Origin of the sequence: Ramlibacter sp. MMS24-I3-19 (assembly GCF_050320135.1) — a bacterium.
Lineage (GTDB): Bacteria > Pseudomonadota > Gammaproteobacteria > Burkholderiales > Burkholderiaceae_C > Ramlibacter.
The window spans coordinates 4,193,239-4,214,257 of sequence record NZ_CP190017.1 but is presented as its reverse complement, the minus strand read 5'-3'; the positions used below and the strand labels follow the sequence as shown (position 1 = coordinate 4,214,257).

Genomic DNA, 21,019 nt, shown 5'->3' with positions numbered 1-21,019 from the left:
GTCGCTAGCCGACGATCCGCAGCCAGGGCCAGCGCGCGCGGTACGACGCCGCCTTGGCGTCGAACAGCGCCGCGTGCGGCGTCAGCGGATTGCGGCTCAGCGTGCCTGCGGCGATGGCCTCCACACCCTGCGGCGCGTGCACGTCCCAGCCGGCGGCCGTGGGTCGGATGCCGACGCAGGTCTCGCGCACCAGGAAGCGGTCGATGCCGTCGCGGGAATCGCGCAGCGCGGGATAGGGATGGCCGAAGAAGTCCTGGTACCAGAGATGCACGCGGGCCTGGTTCTTCGCTTCCACCGTGATGCCAAGACCCTCGATGTGCGCATCGACCTTCGCCTGCACCGCGCGCTCGCCGGCCTCGGACAGGTCGTCCGGGTCGAAGTAGAAGAGGTCGTAGTCCTTGATGCCCTCCTGCACCGGCCGCCCGCCGCGCAGGTTCCACACGGCCTGGAACAGGCAGCCGGCCACCAGCCAGGCGTCGGGAAGGTCGAACGCCGGCCAGCGGTCGAGGAGGGCGGCGTTGGCCGGATTGCGCAGCACTTGCGCGACGAAGGCCGCCTGCGCGGCCGTCAGTGAAGGCATCGCGCGAGTCTAGGGGGAACGGGCCCCTGGCCACGCGATGCGGCCGCTCGCTCAGGGCGCGGTGCGCGTCGCCATCACGTCCTGGTCGCCGGCCGTGTTGGCGGTCCATGCGAGCACGAGTCCACCATCTCCCAGCGCCTGGCCCTGCACCGCGCCCGCGGATCCCGCAATCGCCTGGGCTCCGCCGACGGGCTGCACCTGCGCGTCGTAGTGCTGCGCACGCAGCGTGCCGGTGCCATCGTCGACCACCAGCACGAAGGTGCCGTCCCTCAGCGCCGCCATGCCGGCCGGCATCGCCGGCAGTCCGAGTCCTTCGCCCTGCAGCTGGCCCTGCGCGTCGTAGCGCTGCACCGCCACCACGTTCTTGACCGGCGACAGCAGCACCTGCGAGCCGCCGTACAGGGGCAGCAGCACGCTGCCTTCCGCGGCGCCGAGCGCGTCGGGCGGCAGCACCGGCGACTTGGAGCCATCGAAGCCGCGGTACATCAGCCAGTTGGCGCCGTTCGCGCGCAGCGTGGTCGCGATCACGAAGCCGCCGCCGGGAGCCGCCACGATCCGCAGCGACGAGCCCGCGGTGCCGCTGCCGATCGGCAGGTTGACGCCGATCGGCAGGGCTTCGGTGTCGAAGCGGCGGCCCCAGAACTCGGGCACCTTGCCGTTGGCGTCGTCGGTCACCTGCGACCACGCCAGCATGAAGCTGCCGTCTTCCCAGTGCACCAGCTTCGGTGCGGCGATGTAGTGCATCGCGCCGCCGGCGGTGCGGTCCTGGTCCAGGCTCGCGACCTGCATCGGCGCGCCCATCGCCGCACCACTCGCGTCGTGGTGTCGCAGCAGCAGCGTCGTGCGCGTGATCGATGGCGTGCTGGCCGCATTGCCAGTCTGCAGCGTCGCGATCACCACGCTGCCGTCGGGCAACACGGCGACGGTCGCATCGCTCTCGCCATCGGGCAGGGCCACGGCGACGTCGGCGCCGCTGCGCTGTCCGTCGGCGGTGAACCGCTGCACGTGCACGCTGGCTGCACCGCTGCCGGGACGGGACAGATAGGCGATCGCATAGCCGCCGCCTTGCAGCGTCGCGATGTCGGCGAGGGTCTGCTGGCCTGCCGCGTCGGCGTTGACGCGAATGACCGCGGGCCGCTGCGCGACTTGCGCGCTGACCGTCGAACCCGTGGGCACCGCGCCGCTGCCTGCACCGAGGGCGGTGGTCGTGCTCGTGGTGCTGCCCGTCGAGGTAGCGGTTGCGGCCATGTCGGTGCCGCTGCCGCCGCCACCGCCGCAGGCGGCGAGCGCCAGTGCGAGCGCGGAAAGAAGGAGATGGCTGGCCACTCGACCCCGGGTGGCGCGGGTACTGCTGATGTGCATGTCCGTCCTTGTTTGGATGAGTCCATGCTAGGAACGCACACCAGCCTCTGCTGTAGGAGAACAGCCCAGCTACACGTTGGCCGACAGCTCGACCGGGCATGGCGCGAGGCGCGCCGCACGCGCCTCCGGCGCGGATGCGTCAGGTCTTGTCGTTGCGCAGGGTTCTCGCGCCCGTGCCCCCGCCGTGGCCTGCATCGCCATGGTCGAGCACCAGCGTGACGAGCACCGCGCAGTCGGTGCGCGCGCGCAACGAGTGCCTCTCCTTGCCCGGCAGCAGCACCACCTGTCCCGGCCTCAGCTGTCGCACGCCGCCCGGCGTCACGACCTCGACCACGCCTTCGAGGCAATGGACGGTGCACTCCTCGTCGACGTGGTGGTCGGGCTGGTTCTGGTGCGCGCGCAGCACCAGGTGCAGCAACTGCAGCCGGTCGGTCTTGATCAGGCTGGTGCTCACGGACTGGGCCAGGGCATCGCCCAGTGGTGCGACGCTGATGATGTCCATCGGTCGGGCATGCGGCAGGGCCATCGGCGGTCTCCTCGTTGTTCTGCGGGGCTGCTATGGCAACAGCCTAGGTGCGAGGCGTCGGCGACGCTGTAGGCGGCCACTGACGGCAGTGCGTCGGGGAAGGACTGCACCCGCGCGCCGTGCGGGAGCGGGAAACCCAGCGCGTCAATAATCCTGCATGAATCTCCTCGCCTCCATGCGCTACCTGATCGCCCTGAGCGAGCACGGGCACTTCGGGCGCGCGGCGCAGGCCTGCCACATCACGCAGCCTGCGCTGTCCAACGCGATGAAGGCGCTGGAGGAGGAGTTCGGCGTCGTCATCGTCAAGCGCGGACGCAACTACGCCGGCCTCACGCCCGAGGGCGAACGCGTGCTGGCGGCCGCACAGCGCATGGTGCGCGAGCACAGCATCCTGCAGCAGGAACTCGGCGCCGAGGCGGATCGGCCGCGCGGCATCCTGCGCATCGGTGCGGTGCCGACTGCGGTGCCCGTGCTGGCGCGGTTCGCGGCCCGCCTGCAGGCGCGTCATCCTGGCATCGTGCCGGTGGTGTATTCCATGAGCTCCGGCGAACTCGAGGCCGGGTTGGAGCGGCTGTCGCTGGACCTGGCGCTCGGCTACACCGAGCGCATGAAGCTGCAGGGCGCGACGCTGCGCGCGTGGCCGCAGTACACGGAGCACTATTTCCTGCTGCGCCGCGCGGCGCGGCCGCACCGGCAGGAACTGCAGATCGGCAAGCCGGTGCGCTGGAAGGAGGCGGGCAAGCTGCCTCTCGCCATGCTCACGCCCGACATGCACAACCGCACGATCGTCGACAGCGCGCTGGTCACCGCCGGCGTGCCGATGAGGCCGGCGATCGAGACCAACTCCATCCTCACGCTGGCCCTGAGCGTGGTGGCGGGCGAGATGTGCACCGTCATGCCGGGCGCGCTGGTCGGCGCGGTGCGCGGCTACCGCGAACTGGAGGCGCTTCCGCTGGTGGAGCCGGCGGTGCGAACGCCGATCGGGTTCATGGCGCAGGGCTCGGTGCGGCCCTCGCGCGCCCTCGACGCGGCGCTGGAGCTGGCGCAGGATCCCGAGTGGCACCGGCACGTCGCGGCGCATTCGGGGCTGCTCGCCAATTAGCACGGCGTACGCCGATTGCGTACGCCGGAATTCGTACCCGGGTCGACATTCACGCCACAAGCGCGTGCTGCGTTGCGTCATTCAAACACCGAATGACGCAATCGATGGATGTGATTTGACGTTGGCGTGCTAACGCCGGGACACTCCACGCGCGCCCGGAGAGTGGCGTACATCGGAGAAAAAGCATGTCAAGTGTGCTCGGAGAGAAGGGGATGCAGGTGGGCGGTAAGGGAGCGCGGGGCCCCGGCCTCCTGGACAAGGAACGCATCATCGCGGGGCCCGGCTTCAACCGCTGGATGGTTCCCCCGGCCGCGCTGGCCATCCACCTGTGCATCGGCATGGCGTACGGCTTCTCGGTGTTCTGGCTGCCGCTGTCCAAGCAGCTGTCGATGGCGGGGGGCGGTGCCGCGACCTGCGGCAACGACGTCGGATTCATCGGCGAATGGTTTGCCAGCAATTGCGACTGGCACATCTCCACGCTCGGCTGGATGTTCACCCTGTTCTTCCTGATCCTGGGCATCGCCGCGGCGGTCTGGGGCGGCTGGCTCGAGCGCGCAGGTCCGCGCAAGGCAGGCGTCGTGGCCGCGGTGTGCTGGTGCGGCGGCATGCTGATCTCGGCCTTCGGCATCCAGCAGCACCAGTTCTGGCTGATGCTCCTGGGCTCGGGCGTGATCGGCGGGGCCGGCCTCGGGCTGGGCTACATCTCACCCGTGTCGACCCTGATCAAGTGGTTCCCCGACCGTCGCGGCATGGCGACCGGCATGGCCATCATGGGCTTCGGTGGCGGCGCGATGATCGGCTCGCCGCTGGCGGTGGACCTGATGAAGGCCTTCTCCACGCCCACCAGCAACGGCGTGGCGACCACCTTCGTCGTCATGGCCATCATCTACTTCGTGTTCATGATCGGCGGCGCGTTCGGCTACCGCGTGCCGGCCAATGGCTGGAAGCCGGAAGGCTGGACGCCGCCCGCGGCCAAGTCCACCAACGCCATGATCACGCAGCGCCACGTGCACGTGAAGCGCGTGTGGGGCATCCCGCAGTTCTGGCTGATCTGGATGGCGCTTACCATGAACGTCAGCGCCGGCATCGGCGTGATCGGCATGGCCTCGCCGATGCTGCAGGAAGTGTTCGGCGGCAACCTGATCGGCGTGCCGCTGAAGTTCGGCGAGTTGAGCAAGGAGCAACTGGCCGCCATCGCGACGGTCGCCGGCGGCTTCACCGCGCTGCTCTCGCTGTTCAACATCGGCGGCCGCTTCTTCTGGGCCAGCATGTCCGACTTCTTCGGCCGCAAGACCACCTACACGATCTTCTTCGTGCTGGGCGGCATCCTGTACGCCAGCCTGCCCGGCTTCGCCGGCACCGGCAACAAGCTGCTGTTCGTCGCGGCGGTCTGCATCATCCTGTCCATGTACGGCGGCGGCTTCTCCACGGTGCCGGCCTACCTGGCCGACATCTTCGGCACCCAGTTCGTCGGCGCCATCCACGGCCGCCTGCTCACCGCGTGGTCCACCGCCGGCATCGTGGGTCCCGTGGTCGTGAACTACATGCGCGAATACCAGCTCGGCCTGGGCATCCCGCGCTCGCAGGTCTACAACCAGACGATGTACATCCTGGTCGGCATGCTCGTCATCGGCCTGATCTGCAACCTGCTGGTGCGCCCGCTGCCGGACAAGTACTTCATGACGGAAGCCGAACTGGCGGAAGAGAAGCGCCTGGCCCACGAGAAGGCCGCCGCGGCCGAGGCTGGCATGGCCGGTGCCGGCACCGAGGAGCGCACGCCTGTCGCCAAGGTCTGGCTGGCCTGGCTGGTGGTCGGCATCCCGCTCGCCTGGGGCGTCTACCGCACCCTGATCGCGGCCGCCAAGTTCTTCAGCTGATCGCGCCCCGCCTGGACGCAGAAGCACCAGTAGCAGTAGCAGTAGAAGTTCGATGAACCATCCCGTCCCCAGCGCGCAGGTGCAGGCGGTCGCCCTCGGCACCGCCGACGACCTGCGCGAGCGCATCCGCCGCAAGAGCAAGCTCAAGGGCCGTCAGCCCGACGAGCAGGCGCTCGCGGAGGTGCGTGACTGCCTCGGCCCGCGTCCCGCAGAGGGATACCGGCGCGACCTCCTGATCGAGCACCTGCACCGGTTGAACGACCGCTACGGCGCCTTGCGCGAGCCGCACCTGGTGGCGCTGTCGCGCGAGACGAACGTGCCGATGGCCGAGGTGTACGAGGTTGCGACCTTCTACCACCACTTCGAGGTGGTGCCGGCCGACGCTGCGCTGCCTGCGCTGACGGTGCGTGTGTGCGACAGCCTCGCTTGCGAGCTGGCGGGCTCTCGCGATTTGCTGGCGAAGCTGCCGGGCATTCTCGGGACGGACGTGCGCGTGATCGCAGCGCCTTGCATCGGTCGCTGCGAGCAGGCACCCGCCGTGGCGGTGCACCAGTGCGCGGTGCCGATGGCAACGCTCGACAAGGTGCAGCGGGCGGTGGCCCAACGCGATGCCGTCGGCGCGCAGGTGGCATCGGCCGGCGCGAACTTCCAGCCCGCCGACCTGGCCGAGCGCAGCGTGTCGCCCGCGCCCGCACAGATCGAGGCAAGGCCTGCGTTCACCGACTACGCGACCTACCGCGCCAACGGCGGCTACCAGCTGGCCGCCGCGTTGGTGCAGGGCGAGCGTTCCGCCGAAGACGTGATCAAGGCGATGGACGACTCGGGCCTGCGCGGCCTTGGCGGCGCGGGCTTTCCGGCCGCGCGCAAGTGGCGCATCGTGCGTGAGCAGCCCGCGCCGCGCCTGATGGCCGTGAACATTGACGAGGGCGAGCCCGGGACGTTCAAGGACCGCACGTACCTCGAACGCGATCCGCACCGGTTCCTCGAAGGCCTGCTGGTCGCCGCGCACGTTGTGGGCACCGAGGCGGTCTACATCTACCTGCGCGACGAGTATCACGACGCGCGCGTGCTGCTGGAGCAGGAGCTCGCGCGGCTGATCGTCAATCCGCCATGCCCGCTGCCCCGCATCGAACTGCGGCGCGGCGCCGGTGCCTACATCTGCGGTGAGGAGTCCGCGATGATCGAGAGCATCGAGGGCAAGCGCGGCGAACCGCGGCTGCGGCCGCCCTACATCGCGCAGGTCGGCCTGTTCGGCCGGCCCACGCTGGAACACAACTTCGAGACGCTGTACTGGGTGCGCGACATCGTCGAACGCGGCCCGCAGTGGTTTGCATCGTTCGGCCGGCATGGCCGCAAGGGCCTGCGCTCGTTCAGTGTCAGCGGCCGCGTGAAGCAGCCGGGCGTGAAGCTCGCGCCCGCCGGCATCACGCTGCGCGAACTGGTCGACGAGTACTGCGGCGGCATGCAGGACGGCCACCAGCTGTATGCGTACCTGCCCGGGGGCGCGTCGGGCGGCATCCTGCCGGCCTCGATGGCCGACATCCCGCTCGACTTCGACACCCTGCAGCCGCATGGCTGCTTCATCGGCTCGGCGGCCGTGATGGTGCTGAGCCAGCACGACCGCGCGCGCGACGCGGCGCTCAACGTGATGCGGTTCTTCGCCCACGAGAGCTGCGGCCAGTGCACGCCGTGCCGCGTGGGCACCGAGAAGGCCGCGGCGCTGATGGAAGCGCCGCGCTGGGACACCACCACCCTGGGCGACCTCGCGCAGGTGATGGGCGATGCCTCGATCTGCGGCCTGGGCCAGGCCGCCCCCAACCCGATCCGCTGCATCCAGCAGTACTTCCCGCATGAAATCGCCTGACCTTCCGCTGGTCTCCTTCAAGCTCGATGGCCGCGAGGTGCAGGCCATCCAGGGCGAGACCATCCTCCAGGCCGCCGACCGGCTCGGCGTGCAGATTCCCCGGCTTTGCTACAAGGAGGGCTACCGCCCGGACGGCAACTGCCGCTCGTGCGTCGTCGAGGTGGGCGGCGAGCGCGTGCTGGCGCCCAGCTGCTGCCGCGCGGTCACGCCCGGCATGGACGTCAAGGCCACCAGCGAGCGCGCCCGCAAGAGCCAGGCGATGGTGGTCGAGATGCTGCTGGCCGACCTGCCCGAGCACGGCTTCAAGTGGACCGATGCCGAAGGGCGGCGCGGCCAGCACGGCGAGCTGTCGCAATGGGCCGAGGCGCTGGGCGTCACGCCGCGTCCCGAACTGGTGGCGCTGCGCCGCGACGAGCCGATGCCGGACGTGTCGCATCCGGCCATGTCCGTCAACCTCGAGGCCTGCATCCAGTGCACGCGCTGCGTGCGCGCGTGCCGCGAGGAGCAGGTCAACGACGTCATCGGCTACGCGCTGCGGGGCAACTCGAGCAAGGTGGTGTTCGACCTCGACGATCCGATGGGCGACAGCACCTGCGTGGCTTGCGGCGAGTGCGTGCAGGCCTGCCCCACCGGCGCGCTGATGCCCAAGACGATGGTGGGCTCGCAGGTGGTGGACCGCAAGGTCGATTCCGTCTGCCCGTTCTGCGGTGTCGGTTGCCTCGTCACCTACAACGTGCGCGACGAGAAGATCGTCAGCGTCGAAGGGCGCGACGGCCCGGCCAACCACGGCCGCCTGTGCGTCAAGGGTCGCTTCGGCTATGACTACGTGCACCACGAGCAGCGGCTCATCAAACCGCTGGTCCGCAAGCCCGGCGTGCCGAAGGAAATCGGCGACACCCCCGCGCACTGGAGCGATGTGTTCCGCGAGGCGACGTGGGAAGAAGCCCTCGACCTCGCTGGCGGCAAGCTGCGCCAGCTGCGCGACACGCACGGTGCCAAGTCGCTGGCCGGCTTCGGCTCCGCGAAGGGCAGCAACGAGGAGGCCTACCTGTTCCAGAAGCTGGTGCGAACGGGCTTCCGCAGCAACAACGTCGACCACTGCACGCGCCTGTGCCACGCCTCCAGCGTGGCCGCGCTGCTCGAGGGCGTGGGTTCGGGTGCCGTCAGCAACCAGGTCAACGACGTCGAGAACGCGGAGCTGATCCTCGTCATCGGTTCGAATCCGACGGCCAACCACCCGGTGGCGGCGACGTGGATGAAGAACGCCGCCAAGGCCGGCAGGAAAATCGTGCTGGCCGATCCGCGCGTCACCGACATCGGTCGGCACGCGTGGCGGATCATGCAGTTCAAGCCCGACACCGACGTGGCGATGCTCAACGCGATCATCCACACGGTGATCGAGGAGGGGCTGGCCGACGAGGCGTTCGTGCGCGAGCGCGCGAGCAACTACGAGGCGCTGCGCCAGAACGTGAAGGACTACAGCCCGGAGGCGATGGCGCCGATCTGCGGCGTGCCGGCGCAGGTCCTGCGCGACGTGGCCCGCGCGTTCGCGAAGGCCAAGGGCGCGATGATCCTCTGGGGCATGGGCGTGAGCCAGCACGTGCACGGCACGGACAACGCGCGCTGCCTGATCGCGCTGTCCACCGTCACCGGCCAGATCGGCAAGCCCGGGTCGGGGCTGCATCCGCTGCGCGGCCAGAACAACGTCCAGGGCGCCAGCGACGCCGGCCTGATCCCGATGATGTTCCCGAACTACCAGCGCGTGGACAACGCGCAGGCGCATGCCTGGTTCGAGAAGTTCTGGAACACGCCGCTCGATCCGCGGCCCGGCTACACGGTCGTCGAGATCATGCACAAGGCGCTGGCCGACGACACCGACCCGCACAAGATCCGTGGCATGTACATCATGGGCGAGAACCCCGCGATGAGCGACCCGGACCTGAACCACGCGCGGCACGCGCTCGCGAGCCTCGAACACCTGGTCGTGCAGGACATCTTCATGACCGAGACGGCATGGCTCGCCGACGTGGTCCTGCCCGCATCGGCCTGGCCCGAGAAGACCGGCACCGTGAGCAACACCGACCGCATGGTGCAGCTGGGCCGCCGTGCGCTGAACCCGCCGGGCGATGCGAAGCCGGACCTCTGGATCCTCCAGCAGATCGCGCGCCGCGTCGGTCTCGACTGGAACTATCCGGGCGAGGAATGCGGCGTCGCGGCGGTGTACGAGGAAATGCGGCAGGCCATGCACGCCGCCATCGCGGGCATCAGCTGGCAGCGCCTCGAGCGCGAGTCGAGCGTCACCTATCCCTGCCTGTCGGAGGACGACCCCGGCCAGCCGATCGTGTTCACCGAGCGCTTCCCGACGCAGGACGGCAAGGTGAAGCTGGTGCCGGCCGACATCATCCCGGCCGACGAGCGTCCCGATGCGCAGTACCCGTTCGTGCTGATCACGGGTCGCCAGCTCGAGCACTGGCACACCGGCAGCATGACGCGGCGCGCCGCGGTGCTCGATGCGATCGAGCCGATGGCGACGGCGTCCATGAACGGCGGCGACCTGTCCGCGCTCGGCCTGCAGCCCGGCGACGTGATCACGGTGCAGTCTCGGCGCGGCGAGGTGGCGATCCACGTGCGCCGCGACGATGGCACGCCCACGGGCGCGGTGTTCATCCCGTTCGCCTACTACGAGGCGGCGGCCAACCTGATGACCAATGCGGCGCTGGATCCGTTCGGCAAGATCCCGGAGTTCAAGTACTGCGCGGTCAAGGTGCTGTCGGGCGGCACGCCGCGCGCACCGGCCGGATACGGGACCGGGGCGACGCCGGCGAACGCGCTGGCCGCCTAGGCCTGCTGCGCTGCAGCAGGCCTGGCTGTCGGCCGGCCGCCACGTTCCGCCGGCTGGAGGGAACCGCCTGTTGGACAAGTCCCGACAGGTGGTTCACCAGAGCCGACGGCAGAGCTATCCTCCGGGCAGGATTGTTCAGGGGGCCGCGGGCGGCAGACCAACATGCTCGAGCTGAAGAAGCTGTTCCAACGCGAAGACGAGGTCGCATCCACCGAGATGCACCCGAACTCCACGTCGATCGAGGAAATCCAGGCCGAGTACCGCGCGTGCGTCGACGAGGTGCTGCGCCGTGCCGGCATCGCGGCCGAATGCGTCGAGATCGAGATCCGCCACCAGGGCGCGCTCCCGGATGGGCGTCCCAGCATTGCCGTCATGTTGCGGCTGGTGCACTGGGAGCGCACCTCGGGGTTGCGCCTGCTGCTCGGCCTGCCAATGCTGGAGCGCGCGTCGCGCCGTCTCATCGGGGCCAGCTGGGCCGCCGAAGCGTCGCACTACACGGGACTGTGGGTGCATCCCTCCGGGCAGATCCTGGACCGCACGCTGCTCAAGGACCTGGGGGCCGACCTGTGCCTGCTGGAAGGCTTCCAGCCCACCGACCACCAGGAGCCGCAGTGGAGTGTCCATGCCGACCTGGAGCCGGAGCGCCGCTCCACCGACTGGGGCCTGGCCTGAAGTGAAGGGCGGCGCGGCTCGCTGAGCCGCGGCCAGCCGGCGCCCGCAATCGCCTCGGCCACAATCCCCGCTCCATGAGCACGTTCTCCGAGGTCGCACGCCACGCGTCCGGCCTCATCGTCGGCGCCGAGCCGCAATTCCTTGCCATCGTCGGCCGCTCGCTCGCGGTGAGCAGCACCGCCTGCGCCATCGGCTGCAGCCTGGGTTGTCTCGTCGGCGCGTGGCTGGGCGTGGCGCGGTTCCGCGGCCGCGGCGCCGTGCTGGCGGTCCTTCACACACTGCTGGCGATTCCCTCCGTCGTCGTCGGCCTGCTGGTGTACCTGCTGCTGTCGCGATCGGGGCCGTTGGGCTGGCTCGGCTGGCTGTTCTCGTTCCGGGCCATGGTGCTGGCGCAGGCACTGCTGGTCCTGCCCGTCGCCGCCGCCTTGACCCGGCAACTGGTCGATGACGCGGAGCAGGCCCACGGCGAACAGCTCGCCTCGCTCGGCGCCGGCTCGTGGCTGCGCTGCCTGCTGCTCACCTGGGACGAACGCTACGCGATGCTCACGGTGCTCATCGCGTGCTTCGGACGCGCCATTTCGGAGGTCGGCGCGGTGATGATCGTCGGCGGCAACATCGATGGCTTCACGCGCGTGATGACGACCGCCATCGCCCTGGAGACCAGCAAGGGCGACCTGCCGCTCGCGGTGGCGCTGGGCGTCGTGCTGCTGGTGATCGTGCTCGGGCTGAATGCGGTGGTGGCCGGGCTGCGGCACTGGCGGCTCGCGCAGGCGGACCTGCCCGCGGGCGTGCGGGGCGTGCACGCGTGAGACCCTGGGCCGCTCTTGAGTCCAACACCGCGGCGCGCAGCGCGGACGCGGCCCGATGACCGCGGTGCTGCACCTGCAGTCGGCCGACGTGGTGCTGGGTCGCACCACCGTCCTGCATGACATCGACCTGCGGCTTGCGCGCGGCGAACGGCTCGCCCTGATCGGCGCGAACGGAAGCGGCAAGAGCACCCTCCTGCGCGTGCTCCACGGCCTGCTGCCGCCGGCACGCGGCCGCATCGAGCGCGACCCCGGGGTGCGGCAGGCCATGGTGTTCCAGCGTCCGTACCTGCTGCGCAGCAGCGTCTCGCGCAATCTCGCACTCGGCCTGTGGCTCTCCGGCGTGCCATGGGGCGAAGCGCGGCGGCGTGTGCCGGACGCACTGGCCCGCGTGGGGCTGGCCGACATCGGCCCGCGCAACGCACGGCACCTGTCGGCGGGCCAGCAGCAGCGTGTCGCCCTGGCGCGCGCGTGGAGCCTGCAGCCCGACCTGCTCCTGCTCGACGAGCCGACCGCCAGCCTCGATCCGCCCGCCAAGCGCGAGGTCGAAGCGGTGATGGCGGAGTTCGCGCAGGCGGGCACGACGATGGTCTTCGCCAGCCACAACCTCGGCCAGGTCAAGCGCCTGGCCACCCGCGTCGCGTACCTCGAGCGTGGGCACCTCCTGGCCGACCTGCCGGTGCGCGAGTTCTTCGACCACGCGGTGCTGACGCGGGTCTCGCGCGAAGCCGACCTGTTCCTCCAGGGCGAGATGGCCTGACGCGGCGCGTTGACGGAACGGGCGCTCGATAATCGACGCTCCTTCCCGAGCCCGCGAGGTCACGCATGCCCGAAGCCTTTCTCGTCGCCGCCGTCCGCACCGCCGCCGGCCGCCGCAATGGCCGCCTGTCCGGCTGGCACCCCGTCGACCTCGCGGCGGAGATCCTCGATGCGCTGGTCGATCGCGCAGGGGTCGATCCCGCCGCCGTGGACGACGTGCTGATGGGATGCGTGAGCCAGGTCGGCGAGCAGTCGACCAACGTCGCACGCAATGCGGTGCTGGCCTCGAAGCTGCCGGAGTCGGTGCCGGGCACCTCCATCGATCGCCAGTGCGGGTCGTCGCAGCAGGCGCTGCAGTTCGCGGCGCAGGCGGTGCTGTCCGGCACGCAGGACATCGTGATCGCCGCCGGCGTGGAAAGCATGTCGCGGGTGCCGATGTTCTCGTCCAGCGAACTGCCGCGCCGCAACGGCCTGGGCTTCTACATGAGCCCGCGCATCCAGGCGCGCTATCCCGGTGGCGAGTTCAGCCAGTTCGTCGGCGCCGAGATGATCGCGCGCAAGTACGGCCTCACCAAGGACCAGCTCGACGCCTACGCGCTGCAGAGCCATGAGCGCGCCCGCGCGGCCACCGAGGCGGGGCGCTTTGGGGCCGAGATCCTGCCCGTTGCGTCACGGCGCGCGGGAGAGGAGGGCGAGGGCGCACCGCACACGGTGGACGAGGGGATCCGCTTCGACGCCTCGCTGGAAGGCATCGCCGGCGTCAAGCTGCTGCAGCCCGACGGCGTCATCACTGCCGCGACGGCCAGCCAGATCGCCGACGGTGCCGCCGGTGTCATGGTGGCGAGCGAGCAGGCCGTGAAGGCCCATGGCCTGAAGCCGCTCGCGCGCATCCATCACCTGTCGGTCATGGGCCACGATCCGGTGGTGATGCTCGAGGCGCCGATCCCCGCCACGCTGGCGGCGCTGAAGAAGGCCGGCCTGAAGGTCGGCGACATCGATGCCTTCGAGGTCAACGAGGCCTTCGCGCCGGTGCCGCTGGCCTGGCTGCAGGCGACCGGTGCCGACCCCGAGCGCCTGAACGTGAATGGCGGTGCGATCGCGCTCGGTCATCCGCTGGGCGCTTCGGGCGCCAAGCTGATGACGACGCTGCTGCACTTCCTGCGTCAGCGCAAGGGCCGCTGGGGCCTGCAGACGATGTGCGAGGGTGGCGGCATGGCCAACGTCACCATCATCGAATCGCTGGCGTGAAATGGGCGCGGGCATGCAGCCCGCGCCAGGATCATCGCGTCAGGTGGTCCACCAGTTGCCCGATGCCACGATCATCGGGATCAGCATCAGCTCGGAGTCGTAGTAGCTGGTGACGAAGTTGCTCGAGGTCCAGGTCCACAGGCTGTTCAGGAAGGGCTGGAAGCTCGCATCCACCATGGCGCCGCATTGCAGCGGGCCGGCGATGGCGGTGGGCGCCCAGCTGTGGCCCATGGAACTGCCGTCCAGGTGGTAGCCGATCGACAGCGAGCCGGGGCTGCCGCCGCAATCCTTCTGCATGAACGTGGTCAGGCGCTGGCAGATCGTCTTGAAGCGCGTGTCGCCGGTCAGGACGAAGTCGGTGCCCAGGCGCCAGGGGTTGCGCTCGGCGTTGGCGAAGTAGTAGCCCTCGGTCGACGTGCCGTCGCCGATGTAGCCCTGCGAAGGAGCAGGCGTGCTCGTGTTCGTATTGATGATGAAGTCGGGCATCAGGCCGCAGTTGGGCGAGTAGGTGGTCTGGATGTTGTCCAGCAGCCAGTACGCGCGATCCACCGCCAGGTCCCACACGCTGTCGCCGGTGGCGCGCTTGAAGGCGCGGAAGTGGCTGACCATGTAGTCCGAGGTGCGGTTGTTGTTGGCGCTGGGCAGCCCCTTGGTGGTGCCGTCCGCCTTCATGTTCCAGGCCTTGAGCGCGCCGATCGTGTTCAGCGCCTCCTGCTTGTAGTTCCACGTGCCGGTGGACCCCCACTGCTTGTCGGCCATGAGCAGCGCCATCGCGATGTCGAGGTCGCCGTCCATGGCGTTCCAGCCGTCGCCCGCGCTGTTGCCGCTGGCATCCAGCCGCCAATCCATGAGGTAGGGGCCGCCGCTGCCGCTGGGGATGCCATAGGCCGGGCGGGCACGCACCGTGGTGAGCAGCGCGTCGAACGTGGCACGCGCGTTGGCGTCGTAGCCGGCCATGATCACGGTGATGAGCATCCCGTAGCCCATGCCTTCGGACACGGTGATGTAGCTGCTCGAGAAGCGCAGCGCCTTGCCGCCGGGAATCGTGGGCACGCTGACGATGTTCGGCTTCCAGGCGTCGTAGAACGACTTGATCTTGGCGTCCATCTGCGCGTTGCTCGCGTTGTTCGGCAGGATGCCAGCGACGTAGGGAGTCAGGCGCGAGCCGAAGGGATACGCGATGCCAGGCACCGTGCTGGTGGCCTGCTGCTGGGCAGGAGCGGAGCTGGAGGTGGTCGCGGTGGTCGGGCTGGCCGGATTCGCGGGACTCGCCAGGTTCGCCGGACCGGTCGGCGCAGCCGACGCCGTGGTCACGGTCGTGCCAGTAGCCGTGTCGGCGGACGTGCCTGCGGCCACGGCAGCGTCGCTGCTGGATCCGCCACCACCACCGCCGCAACCCACGAGGGCCGTGGCCACTGCTGCCGAACCGGACTGGAGAAAGATGCGCCTCTTCATTGAACAACCAGATGTAAGAACGCTGCGGGGCCGGCGCGTCCTGGGACACGCCGCGCAGCGAATTGCACGAACCCGAGGAGCGGCGTCGAACTGCGCGGCACGCATGCCGGTGCGGACACCGGAAGTGCGTGGGGCAGGCGCTGGACCTCAGCAGGAGGCGCGACTCTAGTAGGAGATGTCCGACATGGCGAAGGCGCTTCGTCGGACAGTCGTAACGGGGTGGCGTGAAATGTTGCCGGACTTTCGGCAGTCGCCAGCTCGGCATTGCCGCGTGCGCGGCGGAATTGCCCCGCTGGTGCCTCCTGACGGCTCAGCTACGCAACAGATGAGGCTCACGTCGTGAGTTCGTGCAGCTCGACCGTGAAGCCAGCGTGAAGGCCTCCACGCGCCTGTCGCACTCCGTCGCCGGGCATCAATTTACGTTTGGACGCGAACTCCGAGGGTTGAACCTGCGCATGCGATGCACATGGGACTTTCTCCCATGCCTGCAGCCGCGCCATGCGCCGCCGAAGCGCGCATCAATCGAAGGCGTCCTACAACCCGGGCGGGGGCTACCGCGTTGGATGGAGGGCCGGGAAGTCCTCGGCTTCCACTTCCATCCAACAGGAGATCTCACTGATGAACAAGACCCTCATCGCACTCGCCGCCGCCCTCTCCATGGGCCTGGCCATGGCCCAGACGTCGGGCGGTACCTCCGGCTCGACCGGCACGGGTTCCAGCGCCAGCTCGCCGTCGACCGGCAGCAGCACCGGCAGCACGGGCAGCACCGGCAGCACGAGCAAGTCCAGCGCGGGCACGTCCGGTTCCTCTGCAGCCGCCGCTGGCGGCGACAGCAAGGCCATGGAGAAGCAGGCCAAGGCCGACTACAAGTCGGCCAAGGCCCAGTGCAAGCCCATGAAGGGCGACGAGAAGAAGGCCTGCGAGAAGGACGCCAAGGCCGCGTACGAGAAGGCCGAAGCCGACGTCAAGCGCGCGAAGGCCGACGAGAAGGCTTCGAAGAAGAGCGCCAAGTCCTGAGCGGCTGGCTCGGCCGTCGCGTCTGCGGCGGCCTGAACGAAAAAAAGCCCGGCACTGCCGGGCTTTTTTCTCGGGTGCGCGTCGCGTTCAGCGGCGCAGTTCGGATTTGTTCTGGATGATGCGGCCGACGAGCCCGTAGTCGATCGCTTCCTCGGCCGACAGCCAGCGGTCGCGCTCGATGTCCTGCAGCACGCTGTCGAGCGGCTTGCCGGTCTCGCGGGCGATGGTCTGCGCGATGCGTTCGCGAGCCTTGATGATCTCCTTGGCGTGAATCGCGATATCGCTCGCGGGGCCGCCGGCGCCGCCGCTCGGCTGGTGGATCAGGAAGCGGGTGTTGGGCAGGCAGAAGCGCCGCGCGCGCGGCACGGCCAGGTACAGGTGCGTCGCCGCGCTGCCCACCCAGCCGGTGCCGATCATGTTCACCGGGGCGCCGATGAACCGGATGATGTCGTGGATGGCATCGCCGGACTCGAGGTGGCCGCCGGGCGAGCTCACCAGCATGTCGATCGGCTTGTCGGATTCGGCGTCCAGCGCGATCAGGCGCCGCGCGATGTCGGCGGCCGAGCGGTCGCTGACCTCGCCGAACAGCAGCACGGTGCGCGACTTGAACGCCTTCTCCTCGAGGAACGCATTGCGCGGTTCCGCGGTCGACGGTGCGCCCGTCGGCTCGTCGTGCTCGTGGGGGGTTTCCATGCGGGGACTCCTTGGATGTCGCGAATTCATCCCGCGATCATGCACCAGCCGCACGGCCGTGTTGGGCGCTACTGCAGGAGACCCGCGGCGACGTTGATGCTCAACGCGAGCAGGGTCGCGTTGAAGAAGAACGACAGCACGCAGTGCAGGGTGCCGATGCGGCGCAGCGCCGAGGAGGTGAAGCTCACGTCGGCCGTCTGCGCGGACGTGCCGATGATGCAGGAGAAGTAGAGGAAGTCGCCGTAGTCGGGGTCCGGGGTGCCGGGAAAGTCCAGCGGTTCGGCCTCGTGCCGGTGGCGGGCGATGTAGAAGTCGTGCGCGTAGTGCTGCGCGAACAGCACCTGCGTGAACAGCCACGACGTGACGATGGTCGTCAGCGCCAGCACCAGGTGCAGGCCGCGCGCCGACGCAGGCAGGTTGCGCACGTTCGCCAGCTGCGTGCCTACTGCCAGCAGCACGGCCGCAGCCGCGACCACCACCAGCAGCAGGATGGTCATCCTGCCCTCGTCCTGCAGCACTGACCGGCTCTGGATCACGTCGATGGGCACGCGCCGCATCGACTGCCACGCCAGTCCCAGGTACAGCATCGATGCCGCATTCCACGCGAGCAGCGCGACGACGGCGCCCTGCATGTGCAGCGCCACCGCGCCGGCGGCATAGGCGGCGATTCCGAGCAGCAGGCTCGCCAGCAGGCGCGGGCGGGCCCGCAGCGCCGGCCACAGGCGGGCATGGCGACGGGCATCGCGGGTCTGCTGGCGGGTGTCGGCGGTCATCGCCGCCATTCTCGTCCAGCTCCTGCCTGCTGCGGCAATCGAAGGATGCCCTTGCGGGCAGGCTGCGCTACGCTCGGCGAGCTCGTCCAGGAGATCGCCATGAGCACCACCGCCACCGCCGCTTCCCCCACTCTTCGGACCCTGGCCGACCTGCCGGGGCCGCGTGGTCTTCCGATCCTCGGCAACGCGCTGCAGATCCGGCGCGAGCGCATCCACCAGCAGCTGGAGGACTGGGCCCGCATCCATGGTGACCCCTACGTGGTGCGCATCGGCCGCCGCAAGTGCCTGGTTGTCAGCGCGCCCGACACCGTCGCGAACGTGCTGCGCGCGCGGCCCGACGGCTTCCGGCGCAACGAGCGCGTCGAGACCGCCTCGCGCGACCTCGGCTTCCTGGGCCTGTTCTCGGCCGAGGGCGAGACATGGCGGCGCCAGCGGCCGATGGTGCTGGCGGGCCTGGACCCCGCCCACATCCGCGAGTTCTTCCCGGCACTGCTGGACGTCACCGAGCGCCTGCGTCGCCGCTGGGAGCAGGCGGCCGACGCCGGCGCCGCCATCGACCTGCAGGCCGACCTGATGCGCTACACGGTGGACGTCACCACCGGCCTGGCGTTCGGCGAGGACCTGCACACGCTGGAAGCTCGCAGCGACGACACCATCCAGCGGCACCTGAACGTCGTACTGCCGGCCCTGGTGCGGCGCATCCTGTCGCCGGTGGACCTGCCGGGGTGGCTGCGGCACTGGCGCGAGCGCGAACTGCGCTTGCACCTGCAGGAACTGCGCGCAGCCGTCGACGGGTTCATCGCGGCCACGCGGCGCAAGCTGGCCGACGACCCGTCGCTGCGCGAGCGGCCGCAGAACCTGATCCAGGCGATGGTGGCGGCGCGCGACCGCGAAGGCAGTGGCGTCGGCGATGAAGATGTCGCGGGCAACGTGTTCACGATGCTGCTGGCCGGCGAGGACACCACGGCCAACACGCTGGCCTGGATGGTGTGGCTGCTGCATCGCAACCCGGCTGCCGCCGCGCTCGCGCGCGACGAGGTGGATGCCGTGCTTGCCGGCTCGCCCGCACTGCGGGAGGCCGCACAGCTGCAGCGCCTGGACGTCGTGGACGCCTGCGCGCACGAAGCCATGCGGCTCAAGCCCGTGGCGCCCTTCATCGGAGCGCAGGCCATGCAGGACACCGTCGTCGCGGGCGTGCAGGTGCCGCGCGGCACCCTGGTGCTGTGCCTCATGCGACCCGCGGGCCTGGATGGCGCCACGTTCGCGCGCCCCGAGGCGTTCGATCCGAAGCGGCGGCTGGGCGAGCAGGGCGCCGCGCATGCGATGGCGTCCGCCAGGCGCGCCACGATGCCGTTCGGCGCGGGGCCGCGCATGTGCCCGGGCCGCTATCTCGCACTGGCCGAGATCAAGCTCGTGATCGCCATGCTGCTCGCCCACTTCGAGGTCGACAGCGTCGAGGCCGAGGGCGGCGGCGAGCCGCGCGAGACCTTCGCCTTCGTGATGGCGCCAGAGCGCCTCAGGATGCGGCTGCGGCGGCGATCCACTGCTCGCGCAGCTGCCGCTTGAGCACCTTGCCGATGTCGCTGCGCGGCAGCTCGCCTACGTAGCGCAGGCCCGCCAGCCGCTGCGTCTTGCCCAGGCGCTCGTTGGCCCACTGGCGCAGCACCTCGGGCGCGGGTGCACCTTCCGCCGGCACCACGTACGCGACCGGCGACTCGCCCCATTCGACCGATGGCACGCCGACCACCGCCACGTCGGCCACGGAGGGATGCTGGCGCAGCACCGCTTCCAGGTCGCTCGGGTAGATGTTGAAGCCGCCGCTGATCACCATGTCCTTGCGGCGGTCCATCAGCGTGAGGAACCCGTCGTCGTCGAAGCGCCCGACGTCGCCGGTGCGGATGAAGCGGTTGCCTTGCGCGTCGTACCACTCGGCTTCGCGCGTCTTCGCAGGCTGGCCGTGGTACGCCGTCATCATCGATCCCGAGCGGCCCACCACCTCGCCGAGCTCGCCACGGGGCACCTCGCGGCCGTCCTCGTCGATCAGCCGGATGTCGTGGCCGTCCGCCGGCTTGCCCACGGTGTGCAGCTTGTGCGGGAATTCGTGCGCGGCCAGCGTGCAGGTGCCGCCGCCTTCGGTCATGCCGTAGTACTCGATCAGGCCACCTGGCCAGCGCTTCAGGATGTCGGCCTTCAGCGCCGCCGCGAACGGCGCGCTGGTGCAGAACTTCATGACAAAGGAGGACAGGTCGAAGCGGTCGAAGTCCGGATGCGCCATCAGGCGGTGGTACTGCACCGGCACCAGCATCGTGTGCGTCGCGCGCTCGCGCTCGGCCAGCTGCAGGTACGTGCCGGGGTCGAAGCGCCCCTGCATCAGCACCACCGTGCCGCCGCGCGAGAGCGCGGGGAAGAAGCACACCAGCGTCGTGTTGGAGCACAGCGAGGTCGCGAGGATCGCCACCGACTGCGGGCCGTAGCCACCCGCTTCAGCGCGGCCCATGTGCGCCCACCGCATCGCATGCGGCTGCACGATGCCCTTCGGCGCGCCCGTCGTGCCGGACGAATAGATGATGTTGAACGGCCACTCGGGACGCACCTGCACCGGGTCTGGTCGCGCGCCGGAGGGCGCGAGCCAGTCGGCCAGGGCGCGGTGACCGGGGCTGCCATCCATCGCGATGCGGGGCACCTGCACCTCCAGCGGCGGGACCGTGCTGTCGGCGAACAGCAGGCGGGCGCCGCTGTCGGCCACCATGCCCGCGAGTTGCGTGGCGGTCGCGCCCGTCGGCAAGGGGGCGACCGCGGCGCCGGCGCGGAGCGCGCCGAGGAAGAGCACCGCGTACTCGATGCTGTTGGCGCCGCTGATGGCGACCGACTCGGTCGGGCGCACGCCGTCACTTTGCAGGGCCGACGCCACCCGATCGGCGAGCCCATCGAGGTCGCCCCACGACAGGCGCCGCTCGCCCTGCACGAGGGCAGTGTGGTTCGGCCGCGCCGCAGCGTGCTCGCGCACGATGTCGGCGATCGCACGGAACGGGGGAGGCCGGCGGGGGCTGGGGCAGCACTGGTCGGGGACATGGGCCGCGATTGTGCCGAGCTGCCCGTGCGGCGCGTGTTGCGTGCAGGACAGGCGCCTGCTCAGAGATCGATCGCGCTGCCGTGGCCAGGCGTCGCGCCGGGCCCCTTCGCGTGTCCTTCCTCGCGCTCGGGATGGTGGCTGCAGCAGTCCGCGACGGCGATCGGGTCGCTGGCCGGGAACGTGTACTGCACCGCGACGTCGAGCACGTCGTCGTAGGAGGGGTCGGAGCCCAGCGGCTCCTGGCGCTCCGCGCCCTCGACGCGCGCGGGCGGATTGGCATTGGTGGGAAACGGTGACATGGGACTCCTCTGCCGCGCCGCGCGATGGGCGCTTGCGGTTGCGTCCATCCTCCCGCCGCCGGCACGCCGCT

Annotated in this window: 18 protein-coding genes; 10 read left to right on the top strand and 8 right to left on the bottom strand. The window is 70.0% G+C overall.

From position 1 onward, the window contains the following. Positions 1-4 precede the first annotated feature (4 nt). From ACPWT1_RS20915 to ACPWT1_RS20905, 3 genes are all read right to left on the bottom strand, one after another. On the bottom strand, positions 5-580 hold the full coding sequence (locus ACPWT1_RS20915; RefSeq protein ID WP_427913050.1) for a nucleotidyltransferase family protein: 576 nt from the start codon (positions 578-580) through the stop codon (positions 5-7). Between the two features lie 51 nt (positions 581-631). After that, positions 632-1,942 carry a hypothetical protein gene (locus tag ACPWT1_RS20910; RefSeq protein ID WP_427913049.1) on the bottom strand — a complete coding sequence of 437 codons (1,311 nt, stop codon included), beginning with the start codon at positions 1,940-1,942 and terminating at the stop codon, positions 632-634. Positions 1,943-2,081: 139 nt separating this feature from the next. Further along, the gene (locus ACPWT1_RS20905; protein WP_427913048.1) at positions 2,082-2,468 is read right to left on the bottom strand and encodes an AraC family ligand binding domain-containing protein; all 387 of its coding nucleotides are present in this window, start codon (positions 2,466-2,468) and stop codon (positions 2,082-2,084) included. Positions 2,469-2,625: 157 nt separating this feature from the next. On the opposite strand from ACPWT1_RS20905, the gene ACPWT1_RS20900 reads away from it, so the two are divergent. From ACPWT1_RS20900 to ACPWT1_RS20865, 8 genes are all read left to right on the top strand, one after another. Further along, positions 2,626-3,570, top strand: a complete 945-nt coding sequence (locus ACPWT1_RS20900; protein ID WP_427913047.1) for a LysR family transcriptional regulator — start codon at positions 2,626-2,628, stop codon at positions 3,568-3,570. Positions 3,571-3,755: 185 nt separating this feature from the next. Continuing rightward, positions 3,756-5,447: an OFA family MFS transporter gene (locus tag ACPWT1_RS20895; RefSeq protein ID WP_427913046.1), complete on the top strand. Its 1,692-nt coding sequence runs from the start codon at positions 3,756-3,758 to the stop codon at positions 5,445-5,447. A 52-nt stretch (positions 5,448-5,499) separates the two neighbouring features. Next, positions 5,500-7,311 (top strand): NADH-ubiquinone oxidoreductase-F iron-sulfur binding region domain-containing protein, encoded by a 1,812-nt coding sequence (locus tag ACPWT1_RS20890; RefSeq protein ID WP_427913045.1) that lies wholly within the window; start codon positions 5,500-5,502, stop codon positions 7,309-7,311. Next, positions 7,298-10,153, top strand: coding sequence for a formate dehydrogenase subunit alpha (fdhF, locus tag ACPWT1_RS20885; RefSeq protein ID WP_427913044.1), 2,856 nt, complete (start codon positions 7,298-7,300; stop codon positions 10,151-10,153). The genes ACPWT1_RS20890 and fdhF overlap by 14 nt, the downstream gene beginning before the upstream one ends. 162 nt (positions 10,154-10,315) lie before the next feature. Further along, positions 10,316-10,825: a hypothetical protein gene (locus ACPWT1_RS20880; protein WP_427913043.1), complete on the top strand. Its 510-nt coding sequence runs from the start codon at positions 10,316-10,318 to the stop codon at positions 10,823-10,825. Positions 10,826-10,899: 74 nt separating this feature from the next. After that, positions 10,900-11,634, top strand: a complete 735-nt coding sequence (locus tag ACPWT1_RS20875; RefSeq protein ID WP_427913042.1) for an ABC transporter permease — start codon at positions 10,900-10,902, stop codon at positions 11,632-11,634. Positions 11,635-11,689: 55 nt separating this feature from the next. Further along, the gene (locus ACPWT1_RS20870) at positions 11,690-12,391 is read left to right on the top strand and encodes an energy-coupling factor ABC transporter ATP-binding protein (RefSeq protein ID WP_427913041.1); all 702 of its coding nucleotides are present in this window, start codon (positions 11,690-11,692) and stop codon (positions 12,389-12,391) included. A 65-nt stretch (positions 12,392-12,456) separates the two neighbouring features. Then, positions 12,457-13,638 carry an acetyl-CoA C-acetyltransferase gene (locus ACPWT1_RS20865; protein ID WP_427913040.1) on the top strand — a complete coding sequence of 394 codons (1,182 nt, stop codon included), beginning with the start codon at positions 12,457-12,459 and terminating at the stop codon, positions 13,636-13,638. A 39-nt stretch (positions 13,639-13,677) separates the two neighbouring features. Here the strand turns inward: ACPWT1_RS20865 and ACPWT1_RS20860 are convergent, their stop codons facing one another. After that, a complete protein-coding gene (locus ACPWT1_RS20860; protein WP_427913039.1) occupies positions 13,678-15,093 on the bottom strand; it encodes a glycosyl hydrolase family 8 in 1,416 nt (471 codons plus the stop codon). 618 nt (positions 15,094-15,711) lie between these two features. Between ACPWT1_RS20860 and ACPWT1_RS20855 the strand changes: the two genes are divergently transcribed. Further along, positions 15,712-16,110 (top strand): hypothetical protein, encoded by a 399-nt coding sequence (locus ACPWT1_RS20855; protein ID WP_427913038.1) that lies wholly within the window; start codon positions 15,712-15,714, stop codon positions 16,108-16,110. 87 nt (positions 16,111-16,197) lie between these two features. Here ACPWT1_RS20855 and ACPWT1_RS20850 read toward each other — a convergent pair whose 3' ends face one another. Beyond that, complete coding sequence (locus ACPWT1_RS20850) at positions 16,198-16,803, bottom strand: ATP-dependent Clp protease proteolytic subunit (protein ID WP_427913037.1); 606 nt, start codon at positions 16,801-16,803, stop codon at positions 16,198-16,200. A gap of 68 nt (positions 16,804-16,871) precedes the next feature. Continuing rightward, positions 16,872-17,576, bottom strand: a complete 705-nt coding sequence (locus ACPWT1_RS20845) for a DUF1345 domain-containing protein (RefSeq protein ID WP_427913036.1) — start codon at positions 17,574-17,576, stop codon at positions 16,872-16,874. A gap of 99 nt (positions 17,577-17,675) precedes the next feature. Here ACPWT1_RS20845 and ACPWT1_RS20840 point away from each other — a divergent pair, with 99 nt between their 5' ends. Continuing rightward, a complete protein-coding gene (locus ACPWT1_RS20840; RefSeq protein WP_427913035.1) occupies positions 17,676-19,142 on the top strand; it encodes a cytochrome P450 in 1,467 nt (488 codons plus the stop codon). Here ACPWT1_RS20840 and ACPWT1_RS20835 read toward each other — a convergent pair. Next, positions 19,093-20,583, bottom strand: a complete 1,491-nt coding sequence (locus ACPWT1_RS20835; protein ID WP_427913034.1) for a class I adenylate-forming enzyme family protein — start codon at positions 20,581-20,583, stop codon at positions 19,093-19,095. The genes ACPWT1_RS20840 and ACPWT1_RS20835 overlap by 50 nt on opposite strands. Before the next feature lie 125 nt (positions 20,584-20,708). Then, positions 20,709-20,948 (bottom strand): hypothetical protein, encoded by a 240-nt coding sequence (locus ACPWT1_RS20830; protein WP_427913033.1) that lies wholly within the window; start codon positions 20,946-20,948, stop codon positions 20,709-20,711. Positions 20,949-21,019 lie beyond the last annotated feature (71 nt).